19 protein-coding genes, 3 pseudogenes and 3 other annotated features are annotated in these 23,076 nt (G+C 35.8%); of the genes and pseudogenes, 8 read left to right on the forward strand and 14 right to left on the reverse strand.

Annotation, left to right across the window (positions count from 1 at the left end):
- Nucleotides 1-10: 10 nt before the first annotated feature.
- The 3 genes from aroC to QUF93_RS16360 form a co-directional block, all read right to left on the reverse strand.
- Nucleotides 11-1,183, reverse strand: a complete 1,173-nt coding sequence (gene aroC / locus QUF93_RS16350) for a chorismate synthase (RefSeq protein ID WP_212935403.1) — start codon at nt 1,181-1,183, stop codon at nt 11-13.
- Nucleotides 1,184-1,236: 53 nt separating this feature from the next.
- Nucleotides 1,237-1,456: a binding site (T-box leader), on the reverse strand.
- Nucleotides 1,457-1,465: 9 nt separating this feature from the next.
- On the reverse strand, nt 1,466-2,542 hold the full coding sequence (locus QUF93_RS16355) for a bifunctional 3-deoxy-7-phosphoheptulonate synthase/chorismate mutase (RefSeq protein ID WP_002120208.1): 1,077 nt from the start codon (nt 2,540-2,542) through the stop codon (nt 1,466-1,468).
- 195 nt (nt 2,543-2,737) lie between these two features.
- Nucleotides 2,738-2,974 (reverse strand) — a binding site (T-box leader).
- A 54-nt stretch (nt 2,975-3,028) separates the two neighbouring features.
- Nucleotides 3,029-3,265 (reverse strand) — a binding site (T-box leader).
- 107 nt (nt 3,266-3,372) lie between these two features.
- Nucleotides 3,373-6,885, reverse strand: coding sequence for a DUF4020 domain-containing protein (locus tag QUF93_RS16360; protein ID WP_289359469.1), 3,513 nt, complete (start codon nt 6,883-6,885; stop codon nt 3,373-3,375).
- A gap of 150 nt (nt 6,886-7,035) precedes the next feature.
- Between QUF93_RS16360 and QUF93_RS16365 the strand changes: the two genes are divergently transcribed.
- Nucleotides 7,036-7,473, forward strand: a complete 438-nt coding sequence (locus tag QUF93_RS16365) for a YndM family protein (RefSeq protein WP_001013100.1) — start codon at nt 7,036-7,038, stop codon at nt 7,471-7,473.
- Between the two features lie 128 nt (nt 7,474-7,601).
- Here QUF93_RS16365 and QUF93_RS16370 read toward each other — a convergent pair whose 3' ends face one another.
- The 3 genes from QUF93_RS16370 to QUF93_RS16380 are packed head-to-tail and all read right to left on the reverse strand — an operon-like array spanning nt 7,602 to nt 9,034.
- Complete coding sequence (locus tag QUF93_RS16370; RefSeq protein ID WP_289359470.1) at nt 7,602-8,132, reverse strand: cysteine hydrolase family protein; 531 nt, start codon at nt 8,130-8,132, stop codon at nt 7,602-7,604.
- A gap of 43 nt (nt 8,133-8,175) precedes the next feature.
- The gene (locus QUF93_RS16375) at nt 8,176-8,715 is read right to left on the reverse strand and encodes a GNAT family N-acetyltransferase (protein ID WP_289359471.1); all 540 of its coding nucleotides are present in this window, start codon (nt 8,713-8,715) and stop codon (nt 8,176-8,178) included.
- 10 nt (nt 8,716-8,725) lie between these two features.
- On the reverse strand, nt 8,726-9,034 hold the full coding sequence (locus QUF93_RS16380) for a YfzA family protein (RefSeq protein WP_289359473.1): 309 nt from the start codon (nt 9,032-9,034) through the stop codon (nt 8,726-8,728).
- Nucleotides 9,035-9,290: 256 nt separating this feature from the next.
- On the opposite strand from QUF93_RS16380, the gene QUF93_RS16385 reads away from it, so the two are divergent.
- Nucleotides 9,291-9,794, forward strand: a complete 504-nt coding sequence (locus QUF93_RS16385; protein ID WP_289359474.1) for a kinase — start codon at nt 9,291-9,293, stop codon at nt 9,792-9,794.
- A 30-nt stretch (nt 9,795-9,824) separates the two neighbouring features.
- Here QUF93_RS16385 and QUF93_RS16390 read toward each other — a convergent pair.
- Nucleotides 9,825-10,112: pseudogene (locus tag QUF93_RS16390) on the reverse strand (hypothetical protein); the annotation flags it as partial.
- A 205-nt stretch (nt 10,113-10,317) separates the two neighbouring features.
- Between QUF93_RS16390 and QUF93_RS16395 the strand changes: the two are divergent.
- A pseudogene (locus QUF93_RS16395) lies at nt 10,318-10,748 on the forward strand (transposase); the annotation flags it as partial.
- A 539-nt stretch (nt 10,749-11,287) separates the two neighbouring features.
- On the opposite strand, the gene QUF93_RS16400 reads toward QUF93_RS16395, so the two are convergent.
- Nucleotides 11,288-12,340 carry a DUF2332 domain-containing protein gene (locus tag QUF93_RS16400; protein WP_289359475.1) on the reverse strand — a complete coding sequence of 351 codons (1,053 nt, stop codon included), beginning with the start codon at nt 12,338-12,340 and terminating at the stop codon, nt 11,288-11,290.
- A gap of 419 nt (nt 12,341-12,759) precedes the next feature.
- On the opposite strand from QUF93_RS16400, the gene QUF93_RS16405 reads away from it, so the two are divergent.
- Nucleotides 12,760-14,262: a malate:quinone oxidoreductase gene (locus QUF93_RS16405; protein ID WP_289359476.1), complete on the forward strand. Its 1,503-nt coding sequence runs from the start codon at nt 12,760-12,762 to the stop codon at nt 14,260-14,262.
- A 177-nt stretch (nt 14,263-14,439) separates the two neighbouring features.
- Here the strand turns inward: QUF93_RS16405 and QUF93_RS16410 are convergent.
- A pseudogene (locus tag QUF93_RS16410) lies at nt 14,440-14,553 on the reverse strand (autoinducer 2 ABC transporter substrate-binding protein LsrB); the annotation flags it as partial.
- A gap of 231 nt (nt 14,554-14,784) precedes the next feature.
- Between QUF93_RS16410 and QUF93_RS16415 the strand changes: the two are divergent.
- From QUF93_RS16415 to lsrF, 4 genes are all read left to right on the forward strand, one after another.
- Nucleotides 14,785-15,717 (forward strand): sugar-binding transcriptional regulator, encoded by a 933-nt coding sequence (locus tag QUF93_RS16415; RefSeq protein ID WP_289359477.1) that lies wholly within the window; start codon nt 14,785-14,787, stop codon nt 15,715-15,717.
- Nucleotides 15,717-17,279: an autoinducer-2 kinase gene (gene lsrK, locus QUF93_RS16420; RefSeq protein ID WP_289359478.1), complete on the forward strand. Its 1,563-nt coding sequence runs from the start codon at nt 15,717-15,719 to the stop codon at nt 17,277-17,279. The genes QUF93_RS16415 and lsrK overlap by 1 nt, the downstream gene beginning before the upstream one ends.
- Nucleotides 17,280-17,455: 176 nt before the next feature.
- The gene (locus tag QUF93_RS16425; RefSeq protein WP_002120251.1) at nt 17,456-17,818 is read left to right on the forward strand and encodes a cupin domain-containing protein; all 363 of its coding nucleotides are present in this window, start codon (nt 17,456-17,458) and stop codon (nt 17,816-17,818) included.
- A 6-nt stretch (nt 17,819-17,824) separates the two neighbouring features.
- Nucleotides 17,825-18,607, forward strand: coding sequence for a 3-hydroxy-5-phosphonooxypentane-2,4-dione thiolase (gene lsrF, locus QUF93_RS16430; protein WP_000219777.1), 783 nt, complete (start codon nt 17,825-17,827; stop codon nt 18,605-18,607).
- Nucleotides 18,608-18,749: 142 nt separating this feature from the next.
- Here the strand turns inward: lsrF and QUF93_RS16435 are convergent, their stop codons facing one another.
- The 5 genes from QUF93_RS16435 to QUF93_RS16455 all read right to left on the reverse strand — a co-directional run bounded on the left by QUF93_RS16435 (nt 18,750) and on the right by QUF93_RS16455 (nt 23,030).
- A complete protein-coding gene (locus QUF93_RS16435; protein WP_289359479.1) occupies nt 18,750-19,253 on the reverse strand; it encodes a GNAT family N-acetyltransferase in 504 nt (167 codons plus the stop codon).
- A 698-nt stretch (nt 19,254-19,951) separates the two neighbouring features.
- Nucleotides 19,952-20,371 carry a VOC family protein gene (locus tag QUF93_RS16440; protein WP_289359480.1) on the reverse strand — a complete coding sequence of 140 codons (420 nt, stop codon included), beginning with the start codon at nt 20,369-20,371 and terminating at the stop codon, nt 19,952-19,954.
- Nucleotides 20,372-20,771: 400 nt separating this feature from the next.
- The gene (locus tag QUF93_RS16445; protein WP_289359481.1) at nt 20,772-21,209 is read right to left on the reverse strand and encodes a VOC family protein; all 438 of its coding nucleotides are present in this window, start codon (nt 21,207-21,209) and stop codon (nt 20,772-20,774) included.
- Between the two features lie 182 nt (nt 21,210-21,391).
- Nucleotides 21,392-21,718: a heme-degrading monooxygenase HmoA gene (gene hmoA, locus QUF93_RS16450; RefSeq protein ID WP_289359482.1), complete on the reverse strand. Its 327-nt coding sequence runs from the start codon at nt 21,716-21,718 to the stop codon at nt 21,392-21,394.
- 97 nt (nt 21,719-21,815) lie between these two features.
- The gene (locus QUF93_RS16455) at nt 21,816-23,030 is read right to left on the reverse strand and encodes an MFS transporter (protein ID WP_289375755.1); all 1,215 of its coding nucleotides are present in this window, start codon (nt 23,028-23,030) and stop codon (nt 21,816-21,818) included.
- Between the last annotated feature and the right edge of the window lie 46 nt (nt 23,031-23,076).

Genomic DNA, 23,076 nt, shown 5'->3' on the forward strand with positions numbered 1-23,076 from the left:
CCCACCTTTTTTAAAATTCTTTTGCGTATTTGTTATGTTGCGAAATGTTTTGCTTTAGTAATTCCATGCGATCTTTTCCGAATTGTTCAACTAGTGCATCTGCAAGTTCCCATGCAACGACAGCTTCAGCTACAACACCTGCTGCTGGTACTGCACAGCTATCAGATCTCTCAATACTCGCTTGGAACGCTTCTTTCGTATCAATATCTACGCTTGCTAACGGTTTATATAATGTAGGAATTGGCTTCATTACGCCTCTTACGACAATTGGCATACCTGTTGTCATACCGCCTTCTAAACCGCCGGCATTATTTGTTTTTCTTGTGTAGCCTTTTTCTTCATCCCACATAATTTCATCGTGCACTTTACTTCCAGGCTGTCTTGCCGCTTCAAAACCAATTCCGATTTCAGCACCTTTAAATGCATTCACGCTCATAATAGCTCCGGCAAGTTTTGCATCTAATTTACGGTCGTAATGAACGTAGCTACCCACTCCAATTGGCATACCTTCTGCAATTACCTCAACAATACCACCGATTGAATCTCCGCTACTTTTCGCATCATCAATCGCATCCATCATTTCTTGTTCTACTTCTTTATCTAAACATCGAACTGGTGAGTTTTCAGTAATCGTTTTAATTTCTTCAATTGGTAAGTTTGAAATACGCTTCGCTTGCACCCCACCAATTTCAAGAACATGCCCTGCAATTTCCACACCTAACTCTTTCAAAATTTGTTTCGCAACTGCACCAGCCGCAACTCTAACTGTCGTTTCCCTTGCAGAAGAGCGCTCTAATACGTTTCTTATATCACGATGACCGTATTTAATTGCTCCGTTTAAATCCGCATGTCCTGGACGTGGTTTTGTAATTGTACGTTTCATTTCTTTACTTTCTTGCTCCGAAATCGGGTCTGCACCCATTACTTTCGTCCAATGTTTGAAATCATCATTTTTTACGATTAACGTAATCGGCGAGCCAAGTGTCATCCCGTGACGAACACCACTTACAATTTCAACTGTATCAGTTTCAATTTGCATGCGTCTTCCGCGTCCATGCCCTTTTTGTCTTCTTAATAATTCTTTATTAATATGTTCCGCCGTAAGTGTTAAACCTGCTGGTACACCTTCTAAAATAACGGTTAACTGCGGACCATGTGATTCTCCAGCTGTAATGTATCTCATTTCTCTTGCCCCTTTACTATTTTTTTGTACAAAAAAGTCCCTACTGAGCGCTCAGTAGGGACGATATTTATCGCGGTACCACCCTAGTTGTAGACAACTTTCGTCTACCTCTCTTCTTCTTTAACGATCGTTTGACCGTCTTTCCCTCCAAAAGTTGGCGGGAAAGATGCTCCAAGGCTGTAATTCATGCTTACCTTTGTACTGATTCACACCGGCCATCAGCTCTCTTTAACAGTGAGATAAGCACTACTGTTTCCTCTTCAGCGCATATATGATATGGAATTAAGATAATTTATTTTTGAAACCTTTTAACTCATCCATGAATCTATGGAATTCTGGAATATCCATTTGTTGTGCAGAATCTGATAATGCAACTGCTGGGTCTGGATGAACTTCCGCCATTACTGCATCCGCACCAATTGCTAGTGCCGCTTTCGCTGTTGGTAATAATAGATCTCTACGTCCTGTTGAATGTGTTACGTCAACGATAACTGGTAAATGTGTTTCTTTCTTTAAAATCGGTACTGCTGAAATGTCTAATGTGTTACGTGTCGCTCTTTCGTATGTGCGAATACCGCGCTCACATAGAATAATTTGGTCATTTCCTTGCGCAATAATGTATTCCGCTGCATTGATGAACTCATCAATTGTTGCTGCTAAACCACGTTTTAATAATACTGGCTTGTTAACTTTACCTACAGCTCGTAGTAAATCGAAGTTTTGCATGTTACGCGCTCCAACTTGAATTACATCAACGTATTCTAATGCCATTTCCACATCGTTTGGATTTAAAATTTCACTAATAATCGCTAAGTCGAACTCATCTGCCACTTGGCGTAAAATTTGTAAACCTTCTACTCCTAAACCTTGGAAATCGTATGGAGATGTTCTCGGTTTGAAAGCACCACCGCGCATTAATTTAAGCCCTTGATCTTTCATCGCTTGCCCTACTTGGCGAACTTGCTCTAAGCTTTCTACCGCACAAGGTCCCATAATGAACGTTTGTGTTCCGTTTCCAATCAATTCGCCTTTCACATTAACGATTGTATTTTCTTTTTTCTTTTTACGTGATACTAGTAACGCTTTACGGTTATCATCTTCTTGTAATTCTAAGCTTGCTTTGAAAATCGTTTTGAAAATATGTTGAACCGTTGACGTTTCGAATGGTCCTTCGTTATTTTCTGCGATCATATCAAGCACTTCACGCTCACGTACTGGATCAAAACGTTTCGTACCTTGTACTTGTTTTTGCTCCCCAATTTTTTGAACGATTTCACCACGTTTGTTTAAAAGGTGTAATAGTTGTAAGTTAATTTCATCTACCTGTTTACGTAATTGATCTAATTCATGATTTGCCATTTGGAAATCCTCCTCTAATGTTTTAAAAGTATAGTAAGAGAATGGAAAATTCTCTATTTTCTGAACTGATAAATTATACAAATTTAAAGTGGAATCGATACCTCTTCTTATTTTAAACTAATAATTACCATAAAGACACTATCTACTAGTTAAAAACCCACATTTTTTGTACAAAAAATCCCTACTGATCCAATCAGTAGGGACGATATTTATCGCGGTACCACCCTAGTTGTAGACTTATTTCGTCTACCTCTCTTCATTGTTAACGATCAATGCGACCGTCTTCCCCTTCATAAAGACAATACTATCTTTACTACGAAAAAGATGCTCCAGGACTGTAATTCGCTCTTGTTTTTGTACTGGTTCGCACCAACCACCAGCTCTCTGTTACAGGGAAACAACAACTACTCCTTTTCCTTTCAACGCATATATATTTTATTTTCAAGTTGGACCATTAAAATACAAAAAGTCCCTACTGAATAAATCAGTAGGGACGATATTTATCGCGGTACCACCCTAGTTGTAGACTAACTTTCCGTCTACCTCTCTTCACTGTTAACGATCATTTGACCGCTCTTTCTTCATAAAGACAATACTATCTTTACTACGAAAAAGATGCTCCAAGACTGTAATTCATGATTATCCCTGTACTGGTTCACACCAACCACCAGCTCTCTGTTACAGTAAGATTAACCACTACTGTGATCTCTTCATTGCACTTTGTTTATTCAAATGTTTTTGAAATTGAATAAGTATGATTCGTATTATAGAACGCTTTTCAAAACACTGTCAACAACTTTTTATTCATTTTTTAAAATTCCATTTTTGCCCTATGATTCCTCTTGTAAATTCTCCGTTACAATTCCGATGCGAATCATCTCATTTTCTATTAAATTTAATACATGTCTTTCTAACCCATACGTGGTTAATAGTTCTTTTATTTGTATGATCTCACTTTCAAGTAAATCGGCTTCTTGACACGTCTGAAGTAAAGTAAAAAACACATTTGCATACAATTCTTTATACGCTTTCATACGCTCTTTCTTTTCAAGTATCTCGATAAATAATTGTTTCATTTCTTCTTGATTACATTGTCCTTCCACACCTTGAAATTTACTCGAAATAATATTTAGTCCTTTTTCTAAAACCTCATCCATGCATAAAACAATACGTAAAAGCATCATATATTCTCTCGTTGATATTACGCCCATTTTCGGACGTTCTCTTAAAAACACACTAAGCCACGCTGTCCAAAATTTTTGTTGTTCCTTACCACTTAACGTTTTTACGTAGTAGCATAAATACTGCATAAATTTAATTTTATTCTCTTCGTTTTCTTGCATCAAAAGTGGGTATAACCAATCTGTTTTTTGCTCCCAATATAATACGCATTTAATAAATACAAAGCTAAGCCATTTTAAAAATGCTTCTCTCGTATATGGATGTAGTGCATCTAAATGTTCTACCGCATACTTAATATATCGCTTTATCTCTGTAAATAAAGGCACATTAATTTGCGTATTACATAATCCCGCCCATGCATATTTCGTAAACTCACTTTCTTTCTTTAAATCCAAGTAAGGTAATACATTTTTTCGACACCATTGCTTCTCAATATGGTATAAAAACGTAATATCTGCTGTTAAACGCGCAAACATAAAGTTCGTTCTTTCCGAAGTAACTCTTACCTGTTCCTCAAATAAAAATAAATATTCATACACGTTGCGATCGTATAAATGATCATATGCTAACAGTTTTAGTAATACAGCAGTCATTTTCCCAACAGGATGCTGGATAGATTCATTGTAAAATTCTTGTTTTCCAATCTTAAAATCCGTTTCCCCTCTCATTACTTGTGGAAATACGGAAAATGCAAATCGTTTTACAACACGTATACTATTCTCCTCTAGCTCTTCTAATCGATTACTAATTTCATAAAGAAAACTACTAATTAACCAATGAAAAGCAGTATTTCTAACAAACTTTTGCAATAACGGAATAATCTTTTGGATTTGCTCATCTGTCAAATTTCTGTTATTTCGCCACTCTCTAATACAAACAAACCAAACTTCATTACTTATTTCGTGCACGCCAATTAGTTGGTATGCAAACGAAATACTCCACTCTACATTCAATTTACATGCTTTTGATAACATTTCTAAAAAATGGCGTTGTTCAAAAACACCATCTTGAGAAAATTGCTGCACTTGCTTCATTATTTCATCGTCTTTCAGCTGCAGTAATCCATCAGCTGTTACATTACACGTAATACTTTGTTCAATAGATTCTTTCTTTGGAACACTGTATCGATCAGAAGAAAAATGAGGATGCTTCTGTTTCATTAATTCATATCCTTCTATCGTACATCGACTATTCGAATCACATGCAAATAATAAATCTAAAACGAGACAAGCATCAAACGCCCTTTCCTCTGCAAGGTGCTTTATTACAGTTTGAATAATTTCTTCTTTTGTTTCTTCTAAAGCATTTGCGTAGTAACCCTTTAAAATTTGAAAAACTTCATGTTTATATGTGAAGTCTAAAAGAAGACCTTCATACAACAACCACTTCATTTTATCGTCCACAGTAACGAATACATTTTTACTCATTGCTTCAATCGCAATTCGCTTTTGAAGTACACTATCTGTTTCTATCATTTCTGTAATATAATAATTCGCTTTTTTCTCATTGTTTTCACATAAATATGTAAGACACTCTTTTACAATTTGAATTAAAAACGTAAAATCATTTTGCTGTAACTCTTGCTCTGAAATTTCTCTATCTCTTTTTTTTAGTACACTTTGTCTTAATGACAATAGTTGTATCTTTTCTAATCCCATTACCATAATAGGAGCAGCATAGTATGAAATATGTGGTCTCATTTTCTCTTTCCAAATTCGCTCTACATGAGAAAAAATAGGCACCGGCAAACGACTCGATTCCTCAAGTTCTATGGATTCTTGCGTATCATTTCCCCATCTTCTTACACGTTTTAATTTAAGTTTCCCGTCTAAAATAAACGTTAACAACAACAAGCCAATTTCTTTATGCTCAGGAAAAGAACATTTTTGCAGTAAGTAAGAAATCTTTTCTATAGAGCTACTATCTTTTTCTGCCGTTTCTAATACAAGCAATGTCCATTTTGCAAATAACAAAGGATCCATCGTTTCCTTCGTTTCGTTCAAATAAGTACAAATTGTTCGCCACAATAACGGGGATATTTTAGAATGATTTTTAAAAATCAATTGAAATAGTTCTTTTTGATGACTAAATAGAAATTGCTCCACTAACCATTCCGCAAGCAATTCATCTACTTCATCATAATTTGCTGTAAGCAGAAATAAATTTCTTAGTTTCCCCTCTGCTTCAAGCCATTCCACCCATTCGTAATCACGAGCAAATTCAACAAAGTACCGAACGGTTTCTATTTTTTTTATTGATTGTTTTATATAGGATAATTGCTCCTGCTCTACTGATGGAGGAACGGTTACAATATCACGAATACGCATTCTTTTCGTAATATAATTATCCCCCATTAATTCCGCCCACCGCTTCACCGCTTTCACAAGTGCCTGATGATTATTTGCTTTATTCGGATACACAATCGGTCGTATCCCTAAATGTTCCCAATGATATGTATTATCACCTTGTGCGACGAAAGCATAACGCCTTGTACTCGGTGGTAAGCCTGTTGCTAAATACTTCATTACAGGATCATTATGACTATACCCAACGAATAAAACAGTGTAATTTGAAAATAAATCAACTAAAAATCGTCTCGCCCATCCTTCCGTTAAGTAAGCCCTTCCAAAATCACCATCCGTTAAAATTAACGCTTCTTTCTCTTGCTCTATATTCCCATGTATGTAAGCCAACCCTTTAAACGCTCTCCCTGTCGGTAACGCAGGTGCATAATAAATATTCAGCTCTCTATTCATTTCTGTAATTACAGACGTAAAATGTTGATCAAAGTTTGTCGTTACAATTCGAACATCCGTATCTAACGGAAACAGCCTTGGAATCGCATAGTGTAATGGATTTGGTTTTGATTTTTCTATATTAACAAGGTCTCTTGCAACTTGATGCACATCTTTCGTTTTCGCAATTTTACCGAGATAATAATCGTGGGGTTCTGTCATCTCACGCTTTTCGACATATAAAGCTTTCGAAATTTCATCAACTAAATCATCGAAATTCGGTAAGTTTGATTTCCCCTTCATAGAAACTCCTGCTCCAACGAATAATACTAACTTCCCTTGTTCAAGGTGATCGATTAACTCATCTGGAATTTCTACTTCTGAAGTAATCCACATCCCGGATTCCCCCTTACCTAAAAATGTCATACGCTCTCATTTCACTATAACATTTTTTGGTTGTTTTTTTAATATTTAGATAAAATTTCGACGTGATAAATTTTTATCTAAATTAAATAGTTCCAATGTATGAACTCCTGAATTTATTGCAAAACTATGTATAAATCGGAGGTGTAACTATTGAATGGTTTTACTGTAGTACTTATCAAATTCATATCGTGCATTATCGCATTTAGTATCGGACTAGCTTTATTTTTCCCTGCAACGTTCGTCCAAATTATTTCATTCAGTCTTTTTGTGACAATCGTATCTTATATGTTCGTTGATAAAATTATTTTAAATCGCATTGGCAATACTGGTGCCATTATGACAGATTTCTTATTAGCGTATTTAAGCGTTTGGATTTTCGGTAATATTTTATTAGACAACTACATGCAAATTGCATGGGGAAGTATCCTTTCAGCGATTGTCTTCACATTATCAGAAGTAATTGTACATCGCTTCTCTAACTCACACACAAGACATCACAACGATAATATTCATATTAATCGCCGTTTTGCATATGGTACGGAGTTTGCTGAAGAACAGAATGTGTTGGATAAAGATAAGAAGAAGTAACATTTTGATGAAGGAGCTCCCTTTTTAATCGTGTGGGCTCCTTTTTCTGTACTGTCATTTCGGTACATGAAATTACATAGACCTACCGACAATATTTGATACGTTATCTTCAAATAAAAAACTGCCTCTTATTTAGAGGCAGCCACTTTCAAATCTTTTAACGTCACAACATCAGCAAACGCTCCAAACACTACGTTATGATGCTTCACAATATCTTCAGCACGTAACACATCTGTATCAAACGTACTATGCGCATCACTCACTAATGTTACTTTATATCCTTCACTAAACGCTCTTCGCGTTGTCGTATCAACACAGTACTCAGTTTGCATTCCTGAAATAATAACGTGCTCAATGCCTTTTTCTTGTAAAACATCGTTTAAGTTTGTCTTATTGAATGAATCCGGAGTCGTCTTTTCAACGATATTATCACCCTCTTGCGGGGCAATCGCCGTATGTACTTTCCAACCATCTGTCCCTTTTTCTAAGGGATGATCTTTTGGCCCGTTATGTTGTACATAAATAACCGGAATACCATTCGAACGACATTCCCCAATAAGTTCTTGCAACGTTTCTAAAAACTTTTCCCCATTATGTACTGGGATTCCTGCTGTATACATACCCACTTGCACATCAATAACTATTAATGCTTTTTTCATTTCACACAGCTCCCTTTGTTTGTATAAGCCCCTTGCATATTCATTAGAATTGTTTATATTCCATCATCCAACAATCTTCTAATTTCCCCTCATGTAACTCATGTTCCTTTAAAATCTTCACTTTTTTAAATCCGCATTTTTCATAACAGCTTATCGCACGCTCATTATTTACTCTAGGATCCATCGCTATCGCTTCTGCTCCTAAGCTCTCTATAATGTATGTGCTTGCTGCTTGAACAAGTTTTGTACCAATTCCTTTTCCCCAAAAGATCGGTTCACCGATGAATTGGTCCATACCCCATATATTTTTTGATTCTTCATATCCATATAAAGCTTTCCATTCAGCATCAACAGGATACATTTGTATGTAACCGATCGGTATTTCATTGAACTCTACTAAACATCTTTTTTCATTACTATTTGGATTATATATAAAATGATCGAGTACCTTTTCTACAGACTGCGGATTAGCTCTTCCTTCGTAATACTGTAAAACTTTTGGATCTGTTAACCATTTTGAAATGATAGGCGCATCGTTTTCTATTACATACCTAACCGATACATTTTCTTTTTGAAATAGCATGTGGTACCTCTTATAAATTATTTATATTTTTTCTTAAGTTTAAATCTTTAATTGCTCCTATTAACGCATTTGGTAGTAATGTTATCGCAAAAAACACTGTAAATACATTAAATTGCGGGATTTGATATGGCGCGAACCATTCCGTGAAAAATCGAGAGTTTAATATTCTATTAAAAAATTCTCCACCAGGTCTAAAGTTTGGTGCCCATGTAGTAACTTCACAAATAATAAATAGTAATTGAACAATTAAAAATGCCCCTAAATAGCGAAACCATGTCCGTTTCCATATAGGTTGTGTTTTTTTTAATGTATCTTCCACCTGCTTCATCCCCCATTTATTTTTCATCACATTGATTATACACTTTATTTTGTATAATTGTAAAAAATTTCAAAACAACATACAGACCAATACAATTGTGAACTACTTCTACTTATATTATTTATCAATAAGGCTTCTATGCAAGAATTATTTAACTGTTCAGCTTAGAACAAATACCATAAACTATTACTTAACCAACTAAGAGATTGTCCCACATAGAGCGATTAAAAAACTAATACAATTTGGAGATGAGAATTTGAAATCGACTTTAATCATTCTTCGAGGAAACTCCGCAAGTGGCAAAACAACAATCGCAAAAGAACTGCAAGAACATTTCGGGCAAGGTACACTGCTAGTCTCTCAAGACGTTGTGCGTAGAGATATGCTAAGGGTGCACGATACAATGGGTAACTTATCTCATGATTTACTATTTGAAATTACGAAGTACGGAAAAGGAAAATGTGAATTTGTTATTTTAGAAGGTATTTTAAACTGTAGTAGATACGGTGATATGCTGGAAGAACTAATTCATTATTTTGACGAAAACGCGTATACATACTACTTCGATTTATCATTAGAGGAAACAATTAGACGGCATAATACAAGAGAAAAACGGCATGAATTTGGTGAGGATTCATTACAAAAATGGTATAATCCTCACGATACCATTGAAGTTGCTAGAGAAACTGTTTTTACAGATAATTTCACGCAAAAAGATATATTTCATGCGATTCTTAATGATGTTACGATGCAAAAATAAGACTGACAGAATGAGTCAGTCTTATTTTCATTATGTACTTTGTATTTCAGTTTTCATGACAGAGCAATCTTTACATATGTCATAATAGATATGCATTTCCCCGAACAGAAAATCAACTACTGAAATAAGTTCTCGTTCTTTAATATCTTGTGTAATTGTAGCAATATAATTCATCTCTTTAGAACAAGTTGGGCATACCAAATCTTCTGGAAGATCTTCATATAATGGTGCCCCTAATAATCTACATACACATTCCGAACCGAACAAATCGAAAGCTTCCCAGTAGCTATCTTCATCAGTAGGTATAACTTCATTTTTAGTTTAGTATGTCCCAGTTTAGGAGCTTGGTTACAAAGAGTTAAAACTTTTCAACAGAACCAATTTTTATTTGATTTTAAGTTACTTTTGGTTAAATTAACCATACAATATATTATCGCATTTAAATTTATTGGAGTTAGTATAGTCTCATATGTACACAGCTTAGTTAAATCCTTACACTGAATTTCAAGGAGGAAGTGTCCGTATGAAAAATAAAAAATTCAATCTAGAATTCAAAAAGATGATTGTTGAATTCTATTATTCAAACCGTTCTGTGAAAGAACTAAGCAGCGAGTATAATGTATCGGAAGTAACGATCTATAAGTGGATTAAAAAATATTCTCCTATCACAACGATTGACGAGGTAGAAATGACTTTAGAAGATTTGAAACGAATGCAATCAGAAATACTTCGCTTGGAAGAAGAAAATAAGATTTTAAAAAAAGCAATGGCCATACTAGCGAAAAATAAATGATACAGTATTGCATCTATTTATCAATTTTCAAAAATACTCTCTGCCCATACAATGTGCCAAGCACTTGAAATAGTGAAAAGTTCACATTACCAATGCAAAGCGAAGCAAAAAAAAGACATTGTCGTAAAAACAAAGAGTTATTCACAAATATAATACAAATTCTAGTAGAGCCTGCTTTCTCTACTATTGCAATTTAAGCAAAAATCTGTTTTTCTAAATTAACTTAGATTTAACTTGTTTGTGTCTAAAATGTTGACTTACAACTCCATCAGTAAAATTAAAACAAAATTTCACCTTCACTATAGCTCATCCTCTCCTTAAAATGCTCTGTAGAAAAATAGGAGTTAGTTTTCGCTTTTCTAACATGTCTAAATAATATTTTTGTTCGAAATCTCCCTTTATCTGCTTAAATAAATTTACCACTAACGTTTCCCTGCAATTAGTTCTATTCTTCAAATAACTAGTCAAACCGGTCATTTTTTGACGAATACTGTTAGAAGCCCTGTAAACAAACAGGGCTCATTATTATTTAACTTTTCCCTAATTACGAATAGAAAGATTGATATTTTATTATGCAACAAAGAGAGGAGGCTTAAATGATTAATCGAACAATTTAACAGGATGTACATTCACGATTTTTTGTTATTTTATCTGTCCATAAAAATCCAATTACCCTTTTTCATTACTTCACATATATTTTTTAGATTTGACACACAGTCTTATCCCCCAATCCCCAACTAAACCATCTCCCATGCCCTTCCATTTCCCCAACAGTTTCACAATATTCGTTTCCGTTAATATAATAATCAATATGAAGGTCCCGGTCCCACATGTTGTTATATAGGTGGAATACATCACGTTTTGCACCAATTTCTTTAATTTGTTTTTCTAACGTATGTTTTACATTTTCAGGTATTTGATTTGCTACATGTGTATGAAAAATACAGATTACAGCATCTTCCCTTATTTGATTTGCAATGGCCGGAAGAAGCGCTACACCCTCCCCTTCTATTAATCTTACTGATTTTTCTTTTACAAGCGTCGCTGCTTGATCGAATAATTCAAGTCTTTCTTTATGTTCTGGCCAAATAAGCGCGCGTAACCATAAATAATCTTCTTCATCATTTAAATCGTTCACATGTAAATCTAGTCCGATTCTTTCTACGACAGGTGGACTTTGTTTTAAAAAGGATGGCTTCTTTTCCCCTTTTATTACTGATTGTAAATGAACATTAGACTGTGTGTTTCCAAATACCTCTTCCGTTCCATATGAATAACGATATTGATCCCAAAACAGTTGTAATCCCGCACTTGTACCAATTTCTATTAACGCTAACGGTTTGTTCACTTTATTAAATATGTAACAGAAACTTGGATATAAATAGGCACATCGCCTTACTTCATTAGTTTGAACGAGTTTTGTTTGTAATAAAGAGATAATTTCTTCTCGATATTCATGGCAAAAATCTTTAAATTGATGAAAGGCATTTTCAAAATTTGTATCAGCATTTTCAACTAAACTATAATAATACCTTTTTAAACTGTGTTCTTTTCCTTTTAACAATAAATAATGGACTGCACCTAATAATAAGTTTGGGATTGGTTGACCAGGTTGTGCATAGGAAGCTAACGTAAGAACTTCCTCATCTTCAGAAATTTTTATTGATAAATATTCGTATAAATCACTTGATCCTTTACATTCATTCACAGAAAAATTTCGAAATAAGTTTGCGATTTGTTCTCGTGTAAGCATTGGTATCCCTCCTGTTTTATTTTCAGAATAATCTTATCATTTGTTTGTTATTTACTCTATTTTTTCAAATTAAATGTTTCAAAAATAGAATTTTACTAATTTCCAAAGATAAAACATAAAAATAGAAGTTTTTTTGGGATAACATCAAACTGGAATTCTTCTCCAAAATCCGCTTTATTACTATGCTTTTACCCTTATGACAGAAGAATTCTATGAAATAAAGCGTTAAATAGTTTAAAATTATCAGATAACACTAGATATTTTAGTCTATTAATTATTATAATAGACTATGAGATGGTTATATAATTGAGACAAAAAAGGTAAATACCTAGGTGGGGCCTAGGCGGTGTTTTCTTTTTACGGCTTAGATATAAAAACACCTACTCTTTTTTGCCAATATAGGGGATGGAGAGATTATCATGAGCAACATGCAGCAAAAAACAGACGTTATCTTAATTGGTGCTGGAATTATGAGCGCCACGTTAGGATCATTACTTAAAGAATTGGCACCTGAATGGGAAATTAAAGTATTTGAAAAACTCGCTAATGCCGGAGAAGAAAGTTCTAACGAATGGAATAATGCTGGTACAGGACATTCTGCGCTATGTGAGCTTAACTATACATCCGAAAAATCTGACGGGTCTATAGATATTGGTAAAGCTGTAAAAGTAAATGAGCAATTTCAACTTTCAAGACAATTTTGGGCGTATCTTGTAAAGAGAAACTTAATTCGTAATCCACAAGATTTTATTATGCCACTACCTCATATGAGTTTGGTGCAAGGAGAAAAAAATGTGGAGTTTCTAAAAAATCGTTTTGAAGCGCTTTCAAAAAATGCTCTATTCCAAGGAATGGAATTTTCTGATGCTCCTGATACATTAAAAAAATGGCTTCCACTCATTATGGAAGGCCGTACCTCTAATGAACCGATGGCTGCAACGAAAATTGATTCTGGAACAGATGTTAACTTTGGTGCGTTAACACGCATGTTGTTTGATTACTTAAAAACTAAAAATGTCGAACTAAACTACAAACACAGTGTTGAAAATATTAAACGTGCGAAGAACGGTTTGTGGGAAGTGAAAGTACACGATATGAATAGTGGTAAAATCGAACACCATACTGCAAAGTTCGTCTTTATCGGCGGCGGTGGCGGTAGTCTACCTCTACTTCAGAAGACTGGTATTCCTGAATCAAAACATATTGGAGGATTCCCAGTAAGTGGACTATTTATGGTATGTAAAAACCAAAAAGTTGTAGAGCAGCATCATGCAAAAGTATACGGAAAAGCTAAAGTTGGTGCTCCGCCAATGTCTGTACCTCACCTTGATACAAGATATATAGACAACAAAAAAGCTTTACTGTTTGGACCATTTGCAGGCTTCTCACCTAAATTCTTAAAAACTGGCTCAAACCTTGATTTAATTGGTTCTGTAAAACCGAATAACGTCTTAACGATGTTAGCAGCTGGTGTAAAAGAAATGGGATTAACAAAATACTTAATCCAACAAGTTATGTTATCACACGAAAAGCGTATGGAAGAATTACGTGAATTTATTCCGAACGCTAAAAGTGAAGATTGGGATATTGTCGTTGCTGGACAACGTGTGCAAGTAATTAAAGATACTGATGCAGGTGGTAAAGGAACACTTCAATTTGGTACAGAAGTTGTTAGTGCATCTGACGGATCAATCGCTGCGTTACTTGGCGCTTCTCCAGGTGCTTCTACTGCGGTTCACGTTATGCTTGAAGTATTAGAAAAATGCTTCCCAGAACGTATACTAGCATGGGAGCCAAAAATAAAAGAAATGATCCCTTCTTATGGCGTATCACTAACGGAAAATCCAAGACTGTTCCAAGAGCTTCACGCTGCAACAGGACGCACACTTGGGTTAAATGAAAAAGAAGCTGTTCACAATTAATGAATAGATTAAACAAACGACATAATAAAAACGTCCGATATATTCGGACGTTTTTATTATGTCTGACGAAGAAATATAGTGACTAAAGTTATAACGGAGATTTTTTCAATCTGCCAGCGATTCGACAAGGGATATCGACTTGCCGACAATAAATGACAAATCCCCGTTAAATCTCGACTAGAAATTATACTTATCCATGTTATCCTTCGTAAATACAACTCGTTCAGGAAGTACGATAATACCGTTTCCTTCTGCCTCATAGTCATACCCTTGAATAGCGTTTGGCTCTACTTATTTTGTAGCATTGTATATTTCTTTTTTCATATCTAGAACACTTTTTTCACTGGACTATTTATCCCGCTATTTGCGGGCAATAAGACTCCCATCTCAAAATTCGGCTTGAGCAAAGAAGTTAGGTGGGAGCCCTGCTGCCCGTAAACGCCCGATTGGTTCAACTGGAATAAACAAAATAACGAACACATATGTTTAAGCAGTGGTCAATTGTTGAAAGGGATGACGAGTATGTCACAGCTGAACTTTGAAGACAATTTGTTAATAAAAGTAGCTTGGTACTATTATAAAGATCAATTAACCCAGCAAGAAATCGCTTCACTTCTTCACATTTCAAGAAATAAAGTCGTTCGATTGTTAGATAAAGCACGAACGGAAGGTGTCGTCACATTTCACGTAAAAGGTACTGGTTTACACTGTTTAAACATCGAACGTGACCTTATGAAAAAATTCCATCTAAAAGATGCTTTCGTTATTCCAACGCCAACTGAAAATTATACATCATCACTCGGAAAAGCCGCTGCACAATATTTAGAAACTCATCTGCAACAAGGTGATTTACTCGGCATTGGCTGGGGCGAAACGATAAGTAAAATGTTAGAAAACATTCATTTTGAAACTTCTATGAATCTTTCAATCGTTACCCTTACAGGCGGTGTTAACCACTATATTCCGAGAAAACAAAACTACTTGAACTACATGCAAGGAGATCTTCACATCATTCCTACCCCTTTTCTAGCATCCACTAACAAAATGGCACAAAGTATTCTATCAGAGCCGAGCGTGAAAGATATGCTTCACGTCGCTTCACTTGCCCATACAGCAGTAGTTGGCATTGGAAGCTTATCTCAAGACGCCACAATTGTGAAAGAAGAAAAATTAACACTACGTGAAATGACTTATATACGTAGTCAAAACGGGGCCGGAGATATTTTAGGGCAATTTTATAATACTGATGGAAAACAATTAGAACTTCCTCATCATGATCGTCTTATCGGCACACCACTCTCTGTTCTTCAAAATATGAAACATGTCGTTGGTGTAGCTGGCGGTACGGAAAAGATAGATGCAATTTATGGTGCCTTAAAAGGAACATTCATTCATACATTAATTACCGATGAACATACTGCCCTCTCCTTATTAAGAAAGGAAGGTGACTCTTAATGTCTACTCTATTAGCTTACGACGCTGGTACAGGAAGTATTCGAGCAGTCCTTTTTGATTTACAAGGGAATCAACTTGCAGTCAGTCAAAAAGAATGGGTTCATAAATCAGATAGCCGGTACCCTGGTTCTATGAATTTTGATGTGCAGAAAAACTGGAAACTCGTTCAAGAATGTACAAGAGATGTTCTTCAAAAAAGTAATACATCCCCCTCTTCTATTAAAGGCATAAGTGCAACAAGCATGCGCGAAGGATTTGTTTTATACGATAAAAATGGGCAAGAAATATGGGCTTGTGCAAATGTTGATGGCCGAGCATCAGCTGAAGTTAGTGAACTAAAACGAATCCGGTCACAACTTGAAGAAGAGTTATATAAAAAGTCAGGTCAAACATTTTCGTTAGGTGCTTTACCTCGCTTGCTTTGGATAAAAGAGCATGAGCCAGATGTATACAGCAATATTCATTCTTTCACGATGTTAAACGATTGGATTTTATATAAATTGTGTGGTGTACTGCAAATTGATTCTTCAAATGGATGTACGTCCGGTATATTCGATTTACAAAATAGAGCTTGGGATAACTGGGTTGCTGAGCAATGCGGTCTTACTCTAGCCTTTTCTCCAAAAGTAAATGAAGCTGGTACAGTTATCGGGAATATCACAAAACGAAGTTCTGAATTAACAGGATTACATGAAGGAACACCGGTCGTTGCTGGCGGTGGAGATGCACAAATGGCATCGCTTGGAACTGGAGTTGTAAAGCCTGAACAAACATTTATATGCGGGGGCAGCTTTTGGCAACAAGAAGTAAATATAACAAAACCAGAAACTGATCCAAATGCGGCGATTCGTGTAAATTGCCACGTCATTCCTAACCTATGGCAATACGAAACAATCGCTTTTTTCCCTGGCCTTGTTATGAGATGGTTTCGAGATGCTTTTTGCCAAGAAGAAAAAAAGCTCGCTGAAAAACTCAGTGTAGATGCTTATGAATTACTGGAAGAACAAGCAAAAGATGTACCTGCCGGCTCACACGGTATAATCCCTACTTTCTCAAACGTAATGAATTATATTTCTTGGCGACATGCTGCTCCATCCTTTTTAAATTTAAGCTTAGATGCTGAAACATGCGGTAAGAAAGAAATGTTCCGCGCAATTGAAGAGAATGCAGCCTTCGTTACATTAGGAAACTTGAGATTAATAGAAGCCCTCACAGGAACTTTTCCTTCTGAAGTGGTCTTTGCTGGCGGTGCCGCTAAAGGAAAGCTTTGGCCGCAAATTCTTTCAGACGTTCTTGGAATTCCAGTGAAAGTACCCGTTGTAAAAGAAGCAGCTGCTTTAGGAACTGCGATCGCTGCTGGAGTTGGTGCTGGAATATATAAATCTATGGCAGAGACTGCCGAACAGTTTGTACAGTGGGATAAAACATTTGAGCCAAACACTGAAAATCATGAGCTTTATAAAGGATTCTATGAAACATGGAAAACAGTGTATGCTAGCCAACTTTCTTTAGCTGATAAAGGTTTTACATCACATATGTGGATTGCCCCAGGTGCGCTGTAACTCATTACATAAAGTGAAACTTTAATCAGTGGGGGTTTTGTTCCTCCCCCACTGATTATTAGTTGAACCAATCGGGCGTTTACGGGCAGTTGATCTCCCCCTAACTTCTTTGCTCCAGCCAAATTTTGAGATGGGAGTTTTACTGCACATTAACGCGGGATAAAGGAGTGATTTCTATGCTTAAGGTAAATGAAGATGACTTCACCTATCGCTTCGGTGATAACGGACCTAAATATTTATTACAAGGTCCAAATATTGATCTTGGCCTAGTCGTTATTCAGCCTGGGCAAGAGTTTCAAAATCATTATCATACAACGTGCGAAGAAGTCTTTTATGCGTTAGAAGGCGAAATAGATTTCTATATAAATAACGAAAGAGTTCCAATCAAACAAGGTGATGTCTTGCAAGTTCGCCCTCATGAATCACACTATCTTATTAACCATTCCGATAAGCCTTTTAAAGCTGTTTTTATAAAGTCACCGCATTTACCAAATAAAGATACTGTACAAACTGAAAATCCAACATTAACGAAGGAGTGATTTCGAATGACTTGGGGATTTAAAAATCGATTAAATACAATTTTACCTGATGGCAGAGCGGTGATGTTAGCGATCGATCACGGTTACTTTTTAGGACCGATTCACGGACTAGAACAACCGTTAGAAACAGTTAAAAACTTGCTTCCATATACAGACTCCCTCTTTTTAACGAGAGGTGTACTCAGCTCTTGCATTCCTGAAAACTGCAGCACACCGATGGTTATGCGTGTATCAGGCGGAGCTACTGTCGTCGGCAAAGATTTAGCGAATGAAACAATTGTTACACCTGTGAAAGAAGCAGTAAAACAGAACGCAATTGGCGTCGGTGTTTCTGTCTTTGTTGGATCAGATTATGAAACACAAACTGTTTCAAATCTCGCAAACGTAGTCTCTGAAGCTCACGATTACGGCCTGCCAGTACTCGGTATTACCGCAGTTGCCAAAGAGTTGCAAAAACGAGAGGCACGGTTCCTCGCACTCGCTTCCCGTGTATGCGTTGAAATGGGCGCTGACATTATTAAAACGTATTACTGCGAAGGATTCGAAAAAATAACGAGCACATGCCCTGCCCCAGTCGTAATCGCTGGCGGGCCGAAATTAGATTCAATCGAAGATGCATTAAACATTACGTACAATGCACTGCAAGAAGGTGCAATTGGAGTAGACATGGGCCGAAACATATGGCAGTCCGAGCATCCAGCTGCGATGATTCAAGCGATACATGGTATTGTTAAGAATGGATTGAATGTAAAAGAGGCACTCCAATTATATGATGATATAAAAAATTAATGTGAAAGACAGACTATTACACTTAAATATATACGAAATCAATATTTTACTATAAGGAAAATCCCCTATGTTAGATGACTGAGTAATCTAACATAGGGGCTTTCTTTTACATTTTTCATTGTTCCGAATTTAATCAGGATCTCTACAGATCGCGCACGTTCCAAACAATCTCACCGCGCTCGTCCCACGTACTGTGATGCCGCTTAAATCCTATCTTTTCTAATACCCGGAAGGACGCAACATTCCAAGCACCTACAGTCGACCAAAGTCTTTGGCGCCCCGTAGCAATCGCAGCCTCCAGCACAGCGGATGCTGCCTCAGTCGCATAGCCATTACGATGAACACTGCGGAACAACTCATATGCAATCTCTGGCTCTTCAAGTGTGGAACGACCGATAATTAAGCCACAATATCCGATTATATCGCATTCGTCTCGCCTACGAATCGTGAGAAGGGATATGCCATTTTCGGTTGCTTTCTTGCGCATCTCTATAAGATTGCTACGAACGGAGTCAATGGTTGGCATGTTCACACCACGTTCGCCAATTAATTTTCTCAGCCAGACTGCATCGGACTCCTCCCACATATTCAGGTCAAGTCGTTCAGTTTTCAGCTGGAACGCCATAGCTTTATATGAAGCTGTCATAATGAAAACCTCCTAGTTATTTCACTGCACTCATAATCGTTTCGCACCTCATCACCACATCAGGTTGAAAATCCGGTTCATTTGCGAATCTATTTTCCAACTCTCGCAAAAGTTTATAGCAACAGAATACAAAAAATTAGTTTTATTTTATGCATAAGTAATTCCCCTACAAAATAGACCTTTTATCAAATTTTATTTTAAACCTACAATATTTGGTTTAAGGTGACTACACTCTCGTTCACAAATGATTTAGATTTTCACTTATCATACAAAACATCTTCCTCTATTTCGTAAAATAATGATAAACTCCCAATCATTTGCTGCCATAATCGGTGTATCCTTACTATATTCACGCTTACTATTTATATTTTTGGCTCTGCTAAATTTTAATGTTGAAAATTGAGTAAATTAGAGGGAAACCCAAATATAATGGTTTCCCGTTTTTATACTTTCGACTTTTTCGCTGTTAAGAAACATTTTTTAGCCAAGTAATAATTCGAAGTACCTGAAATGGTTCAAACCAAGTAATTAAAAACATCACAACTTACATTATAGATTAATAAAGAAGCTGTCTCACAAGTCAGATTTCTGACTAAAATTCGTTTATTTTTTACTTTGGTATTCCATTAAAAAAGCGAATAAAATGATCAAGCCCCTTTCCAAACTGGATAAGGGGCTATATTTACCTCTTCAAACAATTACTCTTGTTGATTGCTATTGAGTTTTGAGACTTTCTTACCATCTCTATAGTCAAGGCAAGATACTTCAATTAACAAACCATTAAACATTGTAAAATAAAAACCATAACTACTACCTCTCATTGAATAAGGTTCCTTGTCTATTTCAATACCACCAGCTACTAAACGATTATATGCTTGATCAACTTCATTTGAAGTTTCCACTAAAAAACCAATATGAAAAGCTTCAGGATATGTAACGTCGTTTTTCCCCTTGAATGCTTTTGGATCACTTAACACGAGTATAAATCCACTCTCATCACTCATTACTACAAGTGCCTTTCCCTTTTGTTCCAAAAATTGAAAATCAAAAAATGTTTCAAAGAAATGTCTAGCTTCTGATAAATCATCAACACAAAGATTCAAATGATTTAACCTCATTCACTCATCTCCTTTTAAACAGGAATTATATAGCCCCCTATTGATAACACTTAAATATTTAAGGAAAGGTATTCAAGTGTTCAGTCTAAGACTATTTTTTAATAGTCTAATACTTTTCCCTATAGTCTAGAACGCTTTTTGAAATGCAATATTTGGAATACAGTTAATGTAATTATATGAAAAATTAGACATATAATATCGATTTACCCATATAAGATAACAATTATAATAGCCATTCTATTCTCCAAATTGAGTAAAACCCACTCAATCAAGAAAACTGCTGAAGAGATGCGCTCTCTCGTATCCCCTAAAAACAGTTTATTTATTAAGTCATCAAAGATGCACACTGCTAATTGTTACATACCGAGCTCTATTTTATTTTCACATACTTGTGAAATGCTTAATCAAATTGCTTTCTATTAAGCCTTCGTGCAATTGGGTGCTCATTCTTTAGTTGCAACAGATCCCATAAATTCCCGTATAAATCCTTAAACACTGCAACAATTCCATATGATTGCTCTTTCGGTTCTCTCACAAATTCTATTCCTCTTGAAATCATTTCATTATAATCTCTCCAAAAATCGTCAGTATTTAAGAAAAGAAATACTCTACCTCCTGATTGGTTACCAATAAAGGGCTCTTGCTCAGGTTTAGATGCCCTAGCTAATAATATTGTGGTGCCGACTGAACCTGGAGGAGATACCACTACCCAGCGTTTGTTTTCCTCTGGCTGATAAATATCCTCAACTAATGTGAAATTTAGTTTCTTTGTATAAAACTCTATTGCCTCATCATAGTCTTTTACTACTAATGCAATATGAACTATCGATTGAACCACTATTACCACTCCTAATCTTCTCACTGATCGAGTCACATTATAACATTTCTAGTTTTAACCTGTCCGTTAATTCTTCTTACACCACATGCAATTCATTCTCTTTATTCAATGTTAATAACCATCTATCAATAAACAGATAGATGGTTATATATTTGAAAGAATATAGTTAAACAAATGTATTTTTACGACTGCTGATAAGCCGCTTTCGATGATTTCACATAATAAACACCATGTTCAACGTTAATGATATGATCAGGTTTCGGTTTACCGCGGCCTGCTCTATGTCCAGCTAAATGTTCTTCACTCGTTTCCCAGTTTTTCCATGCTTCTTCCGATTCCCAGCGGATCATAACTACAACTTCTTCGTCTCCTCGTCTTACTTTTTTCACGAGCACACTTAAATCGATGAATCCTTCAAATTTTTCAATAATTCCTTCTCCAGTGAAATGCTGCACTACTATATCAGATGTACCTTCTTTTACTGTAAATGTCTTAGTTTCGATAAACATATATCCCACTCCCTTTTTGTAATACGAATACTAGTATTCTTCCATTATAATTGATTATGATAATTATTTTCAATTATAAAGTTTTAAATTTTTAGAATTATGCTGACTTCTCCTCAATCGCCTCATCTAAAAATTTGAAATATGGAAGCAATATTCCTATTAAAGAAGTGAAACATATAATCGAGCCGATGATAAAGTATAATACTCTTACTCCCCACATTTCACTCAGTATTCCCCCTAATAACACACCTAATGGCATAGCGGATCGTATGAAAAATAGTCGCACTGAAAATACTTTTCCTATCATATTGTTCGGGACTGTTTGTTGGCATATCGTCGTGTTATGAACATTGAAAAATGCAATGCAAATACCTGCAATCACTTCAATTATTACCGCAATTACAATACTATGATTAAAGCCTAGCGAAATGTAAGTAAGTCCCCCTATAAACAATCCTCCAAACATAAGTATGCGCCGACTTTTATATGTTACTTTTCCGACTAATATTGATCCAACTACATAGCCAAGTGGGAAACCTGCCATGAAGTAACCGTACTCCGCATATCCTGCTGACAACTCATCTTTTATATAAGGCAGGTTTGTAACCATCGTTACTCCTACTCCAAATTGAACGAAAGTAAGAAAGACACCGAGCCAAACAATTACTGGTTTTGTGAAGAAGTATGTAAAACCGTGAAGAAATTGCTCTAGCCACGTTTTTCGAAGTTCTTGCTTTGTCCTCTTTTCTTTAATGAAAAGTAATAATCCTCCACTAATGCATAGACAAACGCACACAAAAAATAGTGTAAGCTTCATTCCAATAAAATTAATGACGATACCACCTAATACTGGCGCAAAAAACATCATGAGACGAGTCATCCCATCTATATACGCGTTTGCGTCTTGAAGCTGCTCTTTACTTACAATGCTCGGTGTAATTGCTTGACTTGCAGGTGTATAAAGCGGTGTAATGAGCCCGATTATTATTTGAACGACATACACGTGCCAAACTTCTATATTACCAGTAACTAACATCATTAAAGGTAGTAAGAAAGCAGATGCCCGCATCCATTGCGAAAAAATCATAATCCACTTTCGGCTCCATTTATCTATAAATGGTCCGCTTATTAGTTGCAGTATGAGAGACGGGATAAAATATAATAACCACATACTGCTTAATGCTGTTTTTGATCCTGTTAACTCATATACAAGAATTGAATTACATAACGTTCCGAAAGCCCCGCCCAATTCTGAAATCGCGCTACCAATCCACATAAAAAAGAATGAACGATTTTTCAATACATTTTCCACTATAACGCACCAACTTTTCTATTAAATTCCTCCCTTTATGTACATT

This window comes from Bacillus hominis (genome assembly GCF_030348325.1).
Taxonomy (GTDB): domain Bacteria; phylum Bacillota; class Bacilli; order Bacillales; family Bacillaceae_G; genus Bacillus_A; species Bacillus_A hominis.

Coding starts and splice junctions, on each gene's coding strand:
- aroC (WP_212935403.1), bottom strand. CDS start 1,183: ATGAGATACATTACAGCTGGAGAATCACATGGTCCGCAGTTAACCGTT.
- QUF93_RS16355 (WP_002120208.1), bottom strand. CDS start 2,542: ATGGCAAATCATGAATTAGATCAATTACGTAAACAGGTAGATGAAATT.
- QUF93_RS16360 (WP_289359469.1), bottom strand. CDS start 6,885: ATGACATTTTTAGGTAAGGGGGAATCCGGGATGTGGATTACTTCAGAA.
- QUF93_RS16370 (WP_289359470.1), bottom strand. CDS start 8,132: ATGAAAAAAGCATTAATAGTTATTGATGTGCAAGTGGGTATGTATACA.
- QUF93_RS16375 (WP_289359471.1), bottom strand. CDS start 8,715: ATGCTATTTCAAAAAGAAAATGTATCGGTTAGGTATGTAATAGAAAAC.
- QUF93_RS16400 (WP_289359475.1), bottom strand. CDS start 12,340: ATGCTTACACGAGAACAAATCGCAAACTTATTTCGAAATTTTTCTGTG.
- QUF93_RS16405 (WP_289359476.1), top strand. CDS start 12,760: ATGAGCAACATGCAGCAAAAAACAGACGTTATCTTAATTGGTGCTGGA.
- QUF93_RS16415 (WP_289359477.1), top strand. CDS start 14,785: ATGTCACAGCTGAACTTTGAAGACAATTTGTTAATAAAAGTAGCTTGG.
- lsrK (WP_289359478.1), top strand. CDS start 15,717: ATGTCTACTCTATTAGCTTACGACGCTGGTACAGGAAGTATTCGAGCA.
- QUF93_RS16425 (WP_002120251.1), top strand. CDS start 17,456: ATGCTTAAGGTAAATGAAGATGACTTCACCTATCGCTTCGGTGATAAC.
- lsrF (WP_000219777.1), top strand. CDS start 17,825: ATGACTTGGGGATTTAAAAATCGATTAAATACAATTTTACCTGATGGC.
- QUF93_RS16435 (WP_289359479.1), bottom strand. CDS start 19,253: ATGACAGCTTCATATAAAGCTATGGCGTTCCAGCTGAAAACTGAACGA.
- QUF93_RS16440 (WP_289359480.1), bottom strand. CDS start 20,371: ATGAGGTTAAATCATTTGAATCTTTGTGTTGATGATTTATCAGAAGCT.
- hmoA (WP_289359482.1), bottom strand. CDS start 21,718: ATGTTTATCGAAACTAAGACATTTACAGTAAAAGAAGGTACATCTGAT.